General features: G+C 64.4%; 10 protein-coding genes and 2 pseudogenes. 4 read left to right on the forward strand and 8 right to left on the reverse strand.

Annotated features, from left to right (window positions below; all coding sequences use genetic code 11):
• Positions 1-24: 24 nt before the first annotated feature.
• Positions 25-1,570: pseudogene (locus tag J4G43_RS48155) on the forward strand (winged helix-turn-helix domain-containing protein).
• 209 nt (positions 1,571-1,779) lie between these two features.
• Here J4G43_RS48155 and J4G43_RS48160 read toward each other — a convergent pair.
• Together J4G43_RS48160 and mddA are read right to left on the reverse strand one after the other, a co-directional pair.
• Positions 1,780-2,202: a GFA family protein gene (locus J4G43_RS48160; protein ID WP_028148676.1), complete on the reverse strand. Its 423-nt coding sequence runs from the start codon at positions 2,200-2,202 to the stop codon at positions 1,780-1,782.
• A gap of 207 nt (positions 2,203-2,409) precedes the next feature.
• Positions 2,410-3,198 (reverse strand): methanethiol S-methyltransferase, encoded by a 789-nt coding sequence (gene mddA / locus J4G43_RS48165; protein WP_063980801.1) that lies wholly within the window; start codon positions 3,196-3,198, stop codon positions 2,410-2,412.
• A 133-nt stretch (positions 3,199-3,331) separates the two neighbouring features.
• Here mddA and J4G43_RS48170 point away from each other — a divergent pair, with 133 nt between their 5' ends.
• Complete coding sequence (locus tag J4G43_RS48170) at positions 3,332-4,882, forward strand: winged helix-turn-helix domain-containing tetratricopeptide repeat protein (protein ID WP_208089065.1); 1,551 nt, start codon at positions 3,332-3,334, stop codon at positions 4,880-4,882.
• 56 nt (positions 4,883-4,938) lie between these two features.
• Here J4G43_RS48170 and J4G43_RS48175 read toward each other — a convergent pair whose 3' ends face one another.
• The gene (locus J4G43_RS48175; protein ID WP_208089066.1) at positions 4,939-5,304 is read right to left on the reverse strand and encodes an acyl-CoA dehydrogenase family protein; all 366 of its coding nucleotides are present in this window, start codon (positions 5,302-5,304) and stop codon (positions 4,939-4,941) included.
• 47 nt (positions 5,305-5,351) lie between these two features.
• Between J4G43_RS48175 and J4G43_RS48180 the strand changes: the two genes are divergently transcribed.
• Entirely contained in the window at positions 5,352-6,380 is a 1,029-nt protein-coding gene (locus J4G43_RS48180; RefSeq protein ID WP_208088552.1) for an IS110 family RNA-guided transposase, read from the forward strand.
• An 89-nt stretch (positions 6,381-6,469) separates the two neighbouring features.
• On the opposite strand, the gene J4G43_RS48185 is transcribed toward J4G43_RS48180, so the two are convergent.
• The 5 genes from J4G43_RS48185 to J4G43_RS48205 all read right to left on the reverse strand — a co-directional run bounded on the left by J4G43_RS48185 (position 6,470) and on the right by J4G43_RS48205 (position 10,930).
• Positions 6,470-7,552: an acyl-CoA dehydrogenase family protein gene (locus J4G43_RS48185; protein WP_208089067.1), complete on the reverse strand. Its 1,083-nt coding sequence runs from the start codon at positions 7,550-7,552 to the stop codon at positions 6,470-6,472.
• Between the two features lie 95 nt (positions 7,553-7,647).
• Complete coding sequence (locus tag J4G43_RS48190; protein WP_208089068.1) at positions 7,648-8,580, reverse strand: helix-turn-helix domain-containing protein; 933 nt, start codon at positions 8,578-8,580, stop codon at positions 7,648-7,650.
• 193 nt (positions 8,581-8,773) lie between these two features.
• A complete protein-coding gene (locus J4G43_RS48195) occupies positions 8,774-9,343 on the reverse strand; it encodes a DUF2147 domain-containing protein (protein ID WP_208089069.1) in 570 nt (189 codons plus the stop codon).
• 32 nt (positions 9,344-9,375) lie between these two features.
• Positions 9,376-10,038 carry a DUF3313 domain-containing protein gene (locus J4G43_RS48200; RefSeq protein WP_208089070.1) on the reverse strand — a complete coding sequence of 221 codons (663 nt, stop codon included), beginning with the start codon at positions 10,036-10,038 and terminating at the stop codon, positions 9,376-9,378.
• A gap of 253 nt (positions 10,039-10,291) precedes the next feature.
• Positions 10,292-10,930: a TetR/AcrR family transcriptional regulator gene (locus tag J4G43_RS48205; protein WP_208089071.1), complete on the reverse strand. Its 639-nt coding sequence runs from the start codon at positions 10,928-10,930 to the stop codon at positions 10,292-10,294.
• A 215-nt stretch (positions 10,931-11,145) separates the two neighbouring features.
• Between J4G43_RS48205 and J4G43_RS48210 the strand changes: the two are divergent.
• A pseudogene (locus tag J4G43_RS48210) lies at positions 11,146-12,695 on the forward strand (ABC transporter substrate-binding protein).
• The last annotated feature ends 232 nt before the right edge of the window (positions 12,696-12,927 follow it).

A 12,927-nucleotide genomic window follows, 5' to 3' on the forward strand; every position in this document is an offset into this window, starting at 1 on the left:
CATTGCGAGGGTTGAGTTTTGGACGTGCAGTTTATGTTCCGGGACCACCTTCTCGACACCGACCGGCGCGAGCTGAGCTGCGAGCAGGTTCCCGTGGCCGTGGAGCCGCAGGTCTTCGACCTCGTCGTCCACCTCATGGAGAACCGCGACCGGGTGGTCAGCAAGGATGAGCTGATCGACAAGATCTGGCACGGGCGCAGCGTCTCCGAATCCACCCTGACCAGCCGGATCAACGCGGCGCGCAAGGCGATCGGCGACAGCGGCGCGAACCAGCATCGCGCGCAAGGGCTTTCGTTTCGTCGGCGCTGTCCAGACGCAGCGCGGCGCGGCCTTGCCGGAGCCGGGCCGTGTCGCCCAGGCGCCGCAGGCGGCGCTCGCGCTGCCCGACCGTCCCGCGATCGCCGTGCTGCCCTTCACCAATATGAGCGGCGACCGCGAGCAGGACTATTTCTCCGACGGCATCAGCGAGGACATCATCACGGCGCTGTCGAAGCTGCGCTGGTTCTTCGTCGTCGCCCGCAACTCTTCCTTCGTCTACAAGGGCCGCGCCGTTCACATGCACGAAGTCGCGCGCGAGCTCGGCGTACGCTATGTGCTCGAAGGCAGCGTGCGGCGCAGCGGCGATCGCCTGCGCATCTCGGCGCAGCTCAACGACGTCTCGACCGGCAGCCATCTCTGGGCCGAGCGTTACGACCGCGAGCTTGCCGACATCTTCGCCGTGCAGGACGAGATCACCGAGGCGATCGTCGCCGCGATCGAGCCGCAGCTCTATACCGCCGAAAGCTTTCGCGCCCAGCAGAAGCCGCCGGGCAGCCTCGACGCCTGGGACCTCGTGATGCGTGCGCTGCCGCATTACTGGCGCATCACGCGCGAGGACAACGCCGCCGCGCAAGGACTGCTGGAACAGGCGACCGCGATCGATCCCGCCTATGGCAAGGCGCTGGGCCTGCTCGCGACCAGCCATATCTTCGGCGCGCATATGGGCTGGGCCGACATGGCCGTGACCGTGCCGGTCGCCGAACGCGCGGCGCTCGCGGCGGTGGAAGCCGATCGCGAGGACGCCTGGGCCCATCACGGTCTGGCTTACACTTATTTGTTCCGCCGCCGCTTCGACGACGCGCTGGCTGAGTTCGAGCTGACGCTGCAACTCAATCCGAATTTTGCGATGGCGCACGCTTTCTACGGCGTGACGCTGTGCTACGCCGGGAGATGGCGAGACGGCGATGCCGCCGCACGCCGCGCGCTGCGGCTGAGCCCGCGCGATCCGCTCGCGGCGATCTATTGCGGCGTAGCCGCCTATGCCCAGTTCATCGGCCGCAACTATGAGGGCGCCGTGCAGATGGCGCGGGAATCGATGCGGCAGCGCGCCGATTTCGTCGGCGCCCATCGCGTGCTGACGGCCGCCGCCGGCATGTTGGGCGATCCTCAACTCGCGGCGTACGCGCTGCGGGGCCTGCAACGCACCCAGCCCGGCATCTCGCTGGCCTGGCTCACGCGCGAGCTGCCGATGCGGCGGGCAGAGGATCGCGAGCACTATCTGCAGGGGTTTCGGCGCGCGGGGATGAGGTAGGCCCTGCTCACCCTCCCCTGGAGGGTCCGGGACGAGCGTAGCTCGCCCGTGGGTCGGCTCGTATCTGAGCGCAGCGAAGATGGAAGATGAGAGACGGGGTGGGGTGACGGTCTCTCCACAACGAAGACTGCCTGCGTGGAGAGATCACCCCACCCCGCTCGCGCTTCGCGCGATCGACCCTCCCCCTCCAGGGGAGGGTAAGAGCACCTCTACTCCTGCATCATCTCGCCGCTGCCGCCGAACTCGGCCGGAAAGTCCTTCAGCTTCGGCAGGCCGTCGCGCATCGGCAGCACCGTCTCGGCGTAGTTGACGTGGACGCCGGGCGTGAAGGCGAGCGTGGGGATGGTGGCGGTGAAGACGTCGATCAGGTCGAGCGGCGGGTGGTTGGTCATGAGATGACCGCCGCACTTCTTGCAATATTTGCGCTGGCTGAGCGGCGTCTTGGCGAAAGTCTCGACGTTCTGGGCGCCTTCGGTGATGCGCACGGCTTCCGGCTTCCACAGGCTGAAGGCATTCACCGGCCCGCCCGACCACGAGCGGCAGGAGCGGCAATGGCAATAGCCCATCGCAGCCGGCTCGCCTGTGACCTCGATCGTGACCGCGCCACAGAAGCAGTTTCCGACATGTTTCATTGGGTCGTCTCCGTTGGATGAAGGTTGAAATTCCTCTTCCCGCTCCGGCTCGCCGATAAACCGGCAAAGGCGGATGCGGGGAGAGGCGTCGGAGCGGAGGGAATCACCCCGAGGGACGTTGAAGGCTGGAGGCCGGCAACGTCCGTTACGCGCTTCGGTTCCGCCGCGCGTCCTCCTTTCGGTGGACGCGGCGGAAAGATGCTACGGCTATACCGATCTGCGCCAGGGAATAAGCATCGACACCCGTTGTTTGTACTGCCGGTATTCGTCGCCGAAGAGATCGACGAGGTCGTGCTCCTCCAGCGCGATGCCGACGAAGATGTAGAGCGTGGTCACGGCCGCGAACAGCAGATGGCCCGCCGTCATGACCGGCGCCGCCCAGAACGCGATGATGAAGCCGAGATAGATCGGATGACGAACGAACTTGTAGAACAACGGCGTCTTGAAGCGCGGCGGCGCCGCCTCATTGCCCACGAGATGGTTGGTCACCTGGTGCAATCCGAACAATTCGAAGTGATTGATGATGAAGGTCGAGGCGAACACCAGCACCCAGCCCGCGAGGGACAGCGTGACCAGCGTCACGGCGAGATCGGGGTTTCCGACATCCCATACGACCGCAGGCATTGGACGCCACTGCCAGAACAGGAGCAGCAATGACAGGCTCGCGAACAGCACGTAGGTCGAACGCTCGACCGGCTTGGGGACGAACTGCGTCCACCACGCCTTGAACTGCTTGCGCGCCATCACGCTGTGCTGAACGGCGAACAGCGTCATCAGCAGTAGATTGATGATGACGGCTTCGGCCGTCGGCGTGTCGGTTCCGGTGTCGATGGTCTTCGGCACCACCAGCCCCATGACGAAGCCGATGGCGTAGAGAATGGTAACGAAAAACACGAGATATGCCGCAATTCCGTACAGAAAGCCGATGAATTTGAAAATGCGTGAGCCCGCAACCTCCGGGCCGATGGAATGAAGCTGGTGATCAAGTTGGGTCATAGAACGCTCCGTTGTGCCGAGGCATCGGCACTGTTTAGTGTTCGCACCATGCCGGATCGGACACCCCCTGACTTTCACGGACGGTTGATTTTCGCCTGAGACCACTTTGATTTTTGCTTGAGACGACAGAAACGTGCGATTTCTCTTTGAAAACAACGTGCTCGACGGCGACCTGCGGGAACTGACCTGCAGCGGCGCAGCCGTGCCGCTGCAGCCGCAGGTGTTCGATCTGCTGCTCTATCTGGTCGCGCAACGCGCCCGTGTGGTCAGCAAGGATGACCTGATCAGCCAGATCTGGAGCGACCGCATCGTCTCGGATTCCGCCCTGAACAGCCGAATCAATGCCGCGCGCAAGGCGCTTGGCGACGACGGCGCGACGCAGCGGCTGATCAAGACGATCCCGCGCAAGGGCTTTCGCTTCGTCGGCGAAGTCCGGGAAGATGTGGCAGCGACGCTTGCGCCGGTGGAACCCGGCCCTGCCCCGGTGCGCGCCGTGACGGACCGCCCTGCGATCGCGGTGCTCGCCTTCGAGAACATGAGCGGCGATCCCGCGCAGGAATATTTCGGCGACGGGATCAGCGAGGACATTCTCACCGCGCTGTCGAAGCAGCGCTGGTTCATGGTGATCGCCCGCAATTCGTCCTTCACCTACAAGGGGCGCTCGGTTCATATCAGGCAGATCGCCGAGGAGCTCGGCGTCCGCTACATCGTCGAAGGCAGCGTGCGCAAGGTCGACAACCGTGTGCGCATCACCGCGCAGCTCAACGACGCCACCACCGGCAGCCATCTCTGGGCCGAGCGCTACGACCGCGAGCTTGTCGACGTCTTCGCCGTGCAGGACGACATCACCAACGCGATCGTCGCGGCGATCGAGCCGCAGATCCATGCGGCCGAGAATTTTCGCGCCGACCGCAAGCCGCCCGCGAGCCTTGATGCCTGGGACCTGCTGATGCGCGCGCTGTCGCATTACTGGCGGGTGACGCAGCAGGACCACAAGGCTGCGCAGGCATTGCTCGAACGCGCCATTTCCATCGACTCGAACTACGGTCAGGCGCTGTCGGTGCTGGCGGCAAGCCACATGTTCGGCGTCCATCTCGGCTGGGCGGAGCTTGCCACGACGGTGCCGATCGCGGAGGCCGCCGCGCTCGCCGCGGTGCGCCATGACCACGAGGATGCCTGGGCGCATGCCGCGCTCGGCAGCGTCTTCTTCTCGACGCGCAGGCTTTCCGACGCGCTGTCCGAGTTCGAGCAGGCGCTCGCGCTCAACCCGAACTTCTCGCTGGCGCAGGGCTATTACGCCCTGGCGCTGTCCTACGCCGGTCGTTCCGGGGAATCGTTCGATGCGGCGCAGAGGGCGATCCGGCTCTCGCCGCGCGATCCGTCGCTGGCGATCTATTACGGCATTGCCGGCTATGCGCGCTTCACCGAACGGCATTACGACGAGGCGATCGCGCTGGCGCGCGAGGCGATCCGCCATCGCGGCGACCTCACCGGCGCCTACCGCGTGCTCGCGGTGTCCGCCGGCATGACCGGCGACGGCGCGCTGGCCGAGATGGCGCTGGGCGAACTCCGCCGTACCCAGCCCAACATCTCGCTGCACTGGATCGCGACGCAGCTGCCCTGGGCCAGTGACGCCGATCGCGAGCACTATCTGGAAGGGTTCCGGCGCGCGGGGTTGGGGTAGAGAACTCCCTCTCCCCGCAAATGCGCAAAGGGCGGATGCAGATACGACGCGTCGTCTCAGGCTCCTCCGCACGCGGTCAGTGGATCGTAATCGGGCCGCATCAGCATCGCGTGGAGCTGGCGCCGCCGAATGCCCATGTTGCCACCGTCGAAGATCGGCAGCGCCAACGCGTCCTGCAACAAGCGGCCGAACGGCGCCGCGTGATCATAGCTGTCGATGCCGACCACGCGCATCAGGTCGGTGATGACCCGCACCGCGGCTTCGGAGCCGAAGATCTTGGCCTGGACCGCGAGCTCGTCGGCGCCCGGTGATTGCGTATCGAGCGCATGGCAGGCCCGCCAGCTCAGGTAGCGCGCGGCTTCGATAGTGGTCTTGGCATCGGCGAGTGCATAGCCGATGGAGTGGACGCCCCCCGACGGCATCGATTGTGCCAAAGTGCGGGTGTTGAAACCCGGTAAGGAGGACGTCCATGGACGACGAGGTTAGCATCATCGGTTTAGATTTGGCCAAGAACGTGTTTCAGGTCCACGGCGCGGGGCAGGACGGAAGGATGATCCTGCGTAAAAAGCTCAACCGCAGCAGATTGCTCGAGTTTTTCGCCAAGTTGCCAAGGTGTGTGGTCGCAATGGAGGCCTGCGCCAGCGCCCACTATTGGGGACGGGAGATTGGTAAATTTGGGCACGAGGTCCGGCTGATCCATCCCTCCTACGTGAAGCCCTTCGTTAAGCGTCAGAAGAACGATGCCGCGGATGCGGAAGCGATCGCCGAAGCCGCGTCTCGACCAACGATGCGCTTTGTCGGCGTCAAGAGCGCCGAGAAGCAAGCCTCTTCCATGGCATTCAAGGTTCGTGATCTCTTGGTTCGACAGCGTACACAGGCGATCAACGCTTTGCGCGGACATCTTGCGGAATACGGCTTGATCGTGGCTCAGGGCGTCAGACATATCCCCCGATTGCATGAGCTCCTGACAATATATCCGGACCTGCCCGATCTCGCTCGTGGCCTTTGCCAGACTCTCTTGAAGCACGTGGAATCCCTGTCGGAGCAGATTGCAGAGCTTGAGAAGGGACTGCGAGTGCGCGCGAGACAGGACGAGGTGGCCTCTCGCTTAATGACCATTCCGGGGATCGGGGCAATCTGCGCCACAGCGATAGAGGCCTTGGCGCCCTCGGCGGAGACCTTTTCCAAGGGGCGTGATTTTGCGGCCTGGATTGGTCTCACGCCCAAACAGAATTCTTCCGGAGGCAAGGACAGGCTTGGCAAAATCTCCAGGATGGGCCGGCGAGATCTCCGACGGCTCCTCGTGCTTGGTGCCACCGCCGTGGTGCGATGGGCAAGACGATATGGACCGCCAGCAGGATCCTGGCTCGCGAGAATGCTCTTGAAGAAGCCACCAAAGCTGATCGCGGTCGCTCTAGCGAACAAATTGGCGCGTATCGCTTGGGCCTTGATGGTCCGCGGTGGCGCTTATCAAGCTCCAGCGTCTGGCGCTGCGTAACGCAGGGCCAGAAGCCGAGAGACGTCGGGAATGTGGTAAGGTCTAACGGAGGATTATGGGCAATCGGTCAGGGACTGGGATTGGAAGAATCAACAGGTGGATGAGTGCCAGAGAGCACGCATAGCCGAATTGGATCCAATCCACGCATTCCATAAGGGCCCGCGACGTGTCGAGGTCGCATCACGAGGCCGGACACACGTCAGCACCCGACCACATGCCTGTTCCGAAGTTAAATTTTGCTTGCATTTAGTGGGGCGTCCACACACGACCGCCTGATGCTCGATGATCGCCTGTGCCCCGCCGCGTTTCTCGGTGCGGGCAAAATGCAGTGCGAAGTCGAAGGCGGCCCGCATCAGGGCGACGCCGAAGATGCCGACCAGCGCCGCCGTGCCGGTGAAGGCCGCGGACGCCAGCATCAAGCCGCCCCCCTCCTGCCCGAGCAGATTGCCGTGCGGCGCGGTGACGGCACGCAGGCTGAATTCCGGCACGAGGTGAGCGCGGTGGCCGATCGAATCAATGGCGCGTTCGAACACGATGCCATGCACCGGGCCTTCGACCGCAATGATGGAGACACCCTGCTCCGGTGGCGCGGCGGGATTGGTCCGGCACACCACGCACAGCACGTCGGCGCCATTGCGATCCCACCCGGTGGCGGACGACACCCATTTCTTGCGGCCGTTGATGATCCAATTGCCGAGCTCGCGTTTTGCGGTGGTGCGCACGCCCTCGCCCGGCGGCGGTGCGGCAGCATTGGCGCTGCCGCCGGGTTCCGAGGAGCAGAAGCCCGCAAGCGGAGCGCCGCTCGTCTTCAAGAACGGTGCAAGCAGGCGGGCGCATTGCTCCGCGGTACCACCCAGCAGAATTGGCAGCAGACCGAGCACCGTGCCGAGCATGGTCAGCGTCACGCTCGGATTCACGGCGTAGAATTCTTCCGCCAGGATCGCCATGTCGATGAGTCCGGCATTGTCGCCGCCCGCCGGCGCCGGAATGCATTTGCGCAGATAACCGGCAGCGACCATCGCCTCATAGGTCGGCTTCGTCGCGAGGAATCGCTCTTCCGGCGTCGCCAGCAACTCGGCCTTGCCGGCGCCGGCCAAGACCTCCGCCGCGAATTTTCGCGATTGAAGCTGCAACGCGCGCTGCGCAGGTGAAAGCGTGAAATCAATCGCCATCGAACATCTCCCTCCCTCCGGCAGGTCACCAGGGTGAGCCGAGCGAAGGCGGAAAATCTTGGTCGGCAGCGACCTAATTCTTGGCTGGAGGTGAACTACTCGCCCTTCCCCTTCGTCCTGCGAAATTCGCGCGGGGCGAGGCCGTGGCTGCGCTTGAAGAGGCGGTTGAAGTGCGAGATGTCGGAAAAGCCGGCCCCATACGCGATCGTGGAGATGGTCTTGTGACGATGCTGCGCGTCGAGCAGGTCGCGGGCGCAGATCAGGACCCGCCGATCGCTGACGTGCTCGCCAACGGAGCGGCCGGTCGCGACGAACAACCGGTGCACATAGCGCTCCGAGCAGCGGAACTTCCGGGCAAGCAATTCGGCATCGAGACCGGGATCGTCGCTGTGGCGGTCGATATGGTCGAGCATCATCGACAGCAGCACGGGCGCATTCACGCGCGCAACCGGCATTTCACCCAGCATCTCCGGTGCATGCGCGATCAGCTCGACCACGTGCGTGCCGCTGCTTGCCGCAACGGCGGGTGCTGCCAGGCAAAGCTCGGCATAGCCCGCGAGCGTGCGCGACAACGCGCGGCCATTTTCCGTCCTCGACAACGCAAGCCGCGGAGAATCCGTAAAGCTCTTTGGCAGGTGCCGCCGCGGCACGGCAAAGCAAAAGAGGCGGAAGTCGCGGCCGTTGGCAATCTCGAACGGCTCGGTCGTATCGGCGACCGCGAGGTCGCCGGGCGCACAGACCTGCTCGTGTCCCCGCTGCGTCGTGCGGCCCAGACCCTCGAGCTGGAGATTGACGAAGCAGAGATCGTCCGTGCTTCGTGCAATATGGGGCCGCAGCCGGAGAACGCAGTGCCCCGTGGCTTTCACCAGCGAAATCTGGACCGACGCAGCGTCGGTACGCGCGATCGAACCTTCGAAGGGACGGTCGGCGATTTTACGCGGCTCGAGCCGGACAAAGGCCGCAGCGAGATCGTCGGCCCAACTGCCGAAGGGCTGATCGGCACGAGAGGGCTTGGCTGACCATTCCATAGGTGCGCCCCCGGAACGAGGAATTCGCGCGTGCAAATTCAGATTGGACGACCCAGCGGGACGGAAGGATAGCTTTTGGCGAACAACCGGTCAAATCTCGAAGGCGCGCAATATGCGACCGCCATCACGTCGTCATTGCGAGTGCAGCCGCCGGCATACCGGAGACCAAGTGAGTGGTTAGAGGAGCAATCCGCTACTTGGCTTTCGCCTGTATCGGCTTCGGTGCCGGCACGGCGGCCCATTCCTTGTCGGCGCGGGGGCCGTTGAGATCGCCGGTGAGGCCGACGAGCTGGCCGGGCAGCACGTCGAGGGTCTGTTGCCAGGTCTGGGTCTGGCACAGGAACTTGATCAGGCACCCCCTGAGCTTGAGGCGATCGGCGGAGTCGCGCCACAGCGAGACCGAATAGGATTTGCCGTCCTCGGCATTGTAGATCTCGCCGGCAAACTGTCCCTCCGGCGTCGCCTGCAAACCCATGATCAGCTGATGGCCGAGCAGCGCGCGGGCGCGCTTGTCGGGATCGGGATTCTCCTTGTCGCGATAGGGCTGGCCGCGCTTGTCGGCCGGCTCCTTCATCCAGATGATGAAGCCGCAGATGCGGTCGCGCGACGGCCCGCAACGCTCGAGCCTGATGCGCGCGCGGCCGTCCTGGACGAGCCAGGTGCCGCTGGGATCGGGCGGCGCCGCGGCGCCGGCGCGGCCGCCAAACACCATCATCAGGATCGTGATCGCAACGCGCAGCACGAAGCGAAGGACAATGTTCATCAGCGGCACCTTTCGTTGGATGGGTCGCGGCGTCAGTTCAGTTGCGCCATCAGCGCGTCGGCGCCCTTGTCGAGGCCGGCGGTGGCGGCGGCGAGCGCGCCGGCGGTGGCCTTGATGTCGTAGGCAGCCGGGTATTGCTTGGTGACGTAGGCGGAGAGCAGGCGCGCGGTTGCGGCGTCGAAGATCTCGACGCCGTAGATCACCGAGCCGGTCATGGTGCCCTCGCCGTCGCGCGCGGCCTGCACGCCGTTGTAGACGGCGCCGGCGACGTCGAAACGGGAGAGCGTGCCGAGCACCGGCGTGTTGGCGACGGCGCCGGTGAGTGTCAGCCTGATCCGCAGAGTCTCCGGCCCACGCTCGCGTACCAGCGCGAAGCGGCCGCGCAGACCCTCGGCGAAACGGTTCTGCATGTAGGCGGCAAGTGTCGCCTTGTCCTTGTCGGACATGTCGCCGAACTGGTGATCCCTGCCGCGATAGACCACGACCGGTTCGAGGATGACTTTGTTATAAGCGCGCCAGTCGACCGGCGTGGAATAGCGGTAGGGCACGCGGCCGGAGGCGTCCGACTTGTCCGGCGCCATATAGGCCGAGGACGCCATCTCCGAATAGGGTACGGGCGCAACCGAGGCGCAGCCGGCCACGGCTGCGCCAAGCAGCAGCGTTCCCAGACCGCGCAAGGCGATCGAGCTATTCATTCTAGACTCCTCTCGCGGCTTGCTACCAAGCCAGTGGCGACCGCAGCCGCGTACGGGACCAGACGCGGCTGCGGCGCTCACCAGTGCCAACCCGAGGCTTCGTCCGGGGCCATCTCGGAAGCCTTGGGCCGTCTCAGTGTGTCCACTTATAAAACCGCCTAGACGGTTTGTAAAGTTCAAAAACACAGGCCTGGCACATTTGGCCGCAGGCGCGGCTTTGGGCAGTGATCGGCGGGAAATCGTTAACGATGAATCAGGCGCGCTTGCGCGGCGTTGCGGCCTTCGCAGCCGATGGCGCGCGGGATTTGGCGGTGCCTTTGGCGGCCGGCCGTTCGAGGCCGGTCCACTGCGCGTCGTCGAGCAGGCGCGCGAACAGCCGCTGATGCTCCTCCTTGCTGAGCGGCGACATGCCGAACAACGAGCTCAACAACAGTCCCATCGCGCCGGCCCAGCGCAGCATCGCGAGATCGGGATCAGTGGCCTCTTCCCTGATCGCCGCCATCCTCTCCATCTCGCGCTCGCGCGGCAGCGCCATCAGGCTGGGATTCTCGACCATGGCCGCAACCAGCGCCAGCGCGGCAGAATTCGGCGAGGTGGCCGCTTCGCGCACGGTCGCGAGCTGGGTCGCCAAATTGGGATTCGCGGAGGTCGCGCTCACCTTTGCCATGGTGCTGGTGGCGAACTCCTCGAAATGCGCCATCTGCCGGTCGAGCAACGCCTTCAGCACCGCTTCTTTGGTGCGGAACTGATGCATCACGCCGCCCTTGCTGAGTCCGCTCTCGCGCGCGATCGCATCCAGCGTCAGCCGGCCCGGCCCGTCGCGCGCGATGATCGCGATGGCCGCTTCGAGTGCGGCGTTACGGGATCGTTCGGAGCGGCTGGCATTGTCCATGGCCGACTTGTCTCCGTGACAAGACAATGAATCAAGTGAAAACAGGACGCGCTGTACATTTTTTGTGCGAACACTGTCGAGACTTTCATCTTGCGGCCCCGAATGAGACTGTGTGAGCCTCGATACCGGATGGGGACTGGGATGGGCCGGCCGGAGCTTTGCGCGCCATGACGTGCGAAGCGTTCTCGGCCGGTCTCGCTTGAGAAAGATACGACATGCCAAAACGAGTGTTGCTTGGTGCCCTCCTGGCTTGCGGCCTCACGGCCTCGGCGCTGGCGCAAGAGCCGAGGACGGGGGGCGTGATCAACGCCGTGATCCAGCCCGAGCCGCCCGGCCTGATGCTTGCGCAGGTCCAGAACGGCCCGACTCAAATGGTCTCGGGCAACATCTTCGAGGGCCTGCTGCGCTACAGCCCCAAGCTCGAGCCGCTGCCGGAGCTTGCCGAAAGCTGGAGCGTCAGCGAGGACGCCAAGACCTACACCTTCAAGCTCAAGAAGGGCGTGACCTGGCATGACGGCAAGCCCTTCACCGCCGCCGACGTCCTGTTCTCGATGGAGATGCTGAAGCAGACGCATGCGCGTGCCCGCACCAATCTGGCGCAGGTCGACAAGATCGAGACGCCGGACGACTATACGGTGGTGTTCACGCTGAAGCAGCCGTTCGGACCGTTCCTCGGCATCTTCGAGGTCGGCTCGATGCCGATGGTGCCGAAGCATCTCTATGAAGGCACCGACTGGAAGACCAACCCCTACAACAACGCGCCGGTCGGCACCGGCCCCTTCATGTTCAAGGAGTGGCAGAAGGGCTCGTACATCCACCTGGTCAAGAACCCGAACTACCACGAAAAGGGCAAGCCCTATCTCGACGAGATCTACTGGCAGATCATTCCCGACGCCGCCGCGCGCTCGGTGGCGTACGAGACCGGCAAGGTCGACGTGCTGCCCGGCGGCTCGGTCGAGAATTTCGACGTGCCGCGGCTGTCCAAGCTGAAGGACACCTGCGTCACCGGCGCCGGCTGGGAGTTCTTCTCGCCGCTGGCCTGGCTGTGGCTCAACAACCGCCAGGGTCCGCTCGCCGACAAGCGGGTGCGGCAGGCGATCATGTTCGCGATCGACCGCGACTTCGCCAAGGACGTGATCTGGAACGGGCTCGGCAAGGTCGCGACCGGCCCGTCCGCCTCGACCATCAAGTACTACACCGACGACGTGCCGAAATACCCTTACGATCCTGCCAAGGCCAAGGCGCTGCTGAAGGAAGCTGGCTACAAGGGCGAGAAGATCCGCCTGCTGCCGCTCGCCTATGGCGAGACCTGGCAGCGCTGGGGTGAAGCCGTGAAGCAGAACCTCCAGGACGTCGGCATGAACATCGAGACGATCGCCACCGACGTTGCCGGCGGCAACCAGAAGATCGGCGACTGGGACTACGACATCGCCTTCACCTATCTCTACCAGTAGGCGATCCCGCGCTCGGCGTCGGCCGCAATTATATCTCCAGCAACATCGCCAAGGGGCAGGTCTTCAACAACGTCGAGGGCTACTCCAACCCGGAGATCGACAAGCTCTTCGCCGACGGCGCGACCGCGACGCCGGACTCGAAGCGCAAGGAGATCTACGAGAAGGCGCAAAAAATCCTGGTCGAGGACGTGCCGGTGGCCTGGATGCTGGAATTGCAATTCCCGACCATCACCCGCTGCAAGGTCAAGAACCTGATCACCACGGGCATCGGGGTCAATGACGGCTTCAAGGACGCATGGCTGGACAAGTGATGGCTGCCCTCTTCACCTCTCCCCGCTCGCGGGGAGAGGTCGAATGTGCGCATAGCGCACATTCGGGTGAGGGGGAGTCTCCGCGAGCCCAACTATCACCGTCCCCGCGGAGAGTCCCCCTCACCCCAACCCTCTCCCCGCATCCGCCTTCGCCGAGGCTTCGGCGGACAAGAGCGGGGCGAGGGAGCCCACTGTCTCCGTGGCTCCAGGTCACGCTACAAGAGATGACTCT

Origin of the sequence: Bradyrhizobium barranii subsp. barranii, assembly GCF_017565645.3 — a bacterium.
Lineage (GTDB): Bacteria > Pseudomonadota > Alphaproteobacteria > Rhizobiales > Xanthobacteraceae > Bradyrhizobium > Bradyrhizobium barranii.

What these genes read in the sequence shown, in the direction of transcription:
- J4G43_RS48200 (WP_208089070.1), bottom strand. Translation starts at nt 10,038, where the DNA reads ATGAATAGCTCGATCGCCTTGCGCGGTCTGGGAACGCTGCTGCTTGGC.
- mddA (WP_063980801.1), bottom strand. Translation starts at nt 3,198, where the DNA reads ATGACCCAACTTGATCACCAGCTTCATTCCATCGGCCCGGAGGTTGCG.
- J4G43_RS48205 (WP_208089071.1), bottom strand. Translation starts at nt 10,930, where the DNA reads ATGGACAATGCCAGCCGCTCCGAACGATCCCGTAACGCCGCACTCGAA.
- J4G43_RS48185 (WP_208089067.1), bottom strand. Translation starts at nt 7,552, where the DNA reads ATGGCGATTGATTTCACGCTTTCACCTGCGCAGCGCGCGTTGCAGCTT.
- J4G43_RS48175 (WP_208089066.1), bottom strand. Translation starts at nt 5,304, where the DNA reads ATGCCGTCGGGGGGCGTCCACTCCATCGGCTATGCACTCGCCGATGCC.
- J4G43_RS48180 (WP_208088552.1), top strand. Translation starts at nt 5,352, where the DNA reads ATGGACGACGAGGTTAGCATCATCGGTTTAGATTTGGCCAAGAACGTG.
- J4G43_RS48190 (WP_208089068.1), bottom strand. Translation starts at nt 8,580, where the DNA reads ATGGAATGGTCAGCCAAGCCCTCTCGTGCCGATCAGCCCTTCGGCAGT.
- J4G43_RS48195 (WP_208089069.1), bottom strand. Translation starts at nt 9,343, where the DNA reads ATGAACATTGTCCTTCGCTTCGTGCTGCGCGTTGCGATCACGATCCTG.
- J4G43_RS48160 (WP_028148676.1), bottom strand. Translation starts at nt 2,202, where the DNA reads ATGAAACATGTCGGAAACTGCTTCTGTGGCGCGGTCACGATCGAGGTC.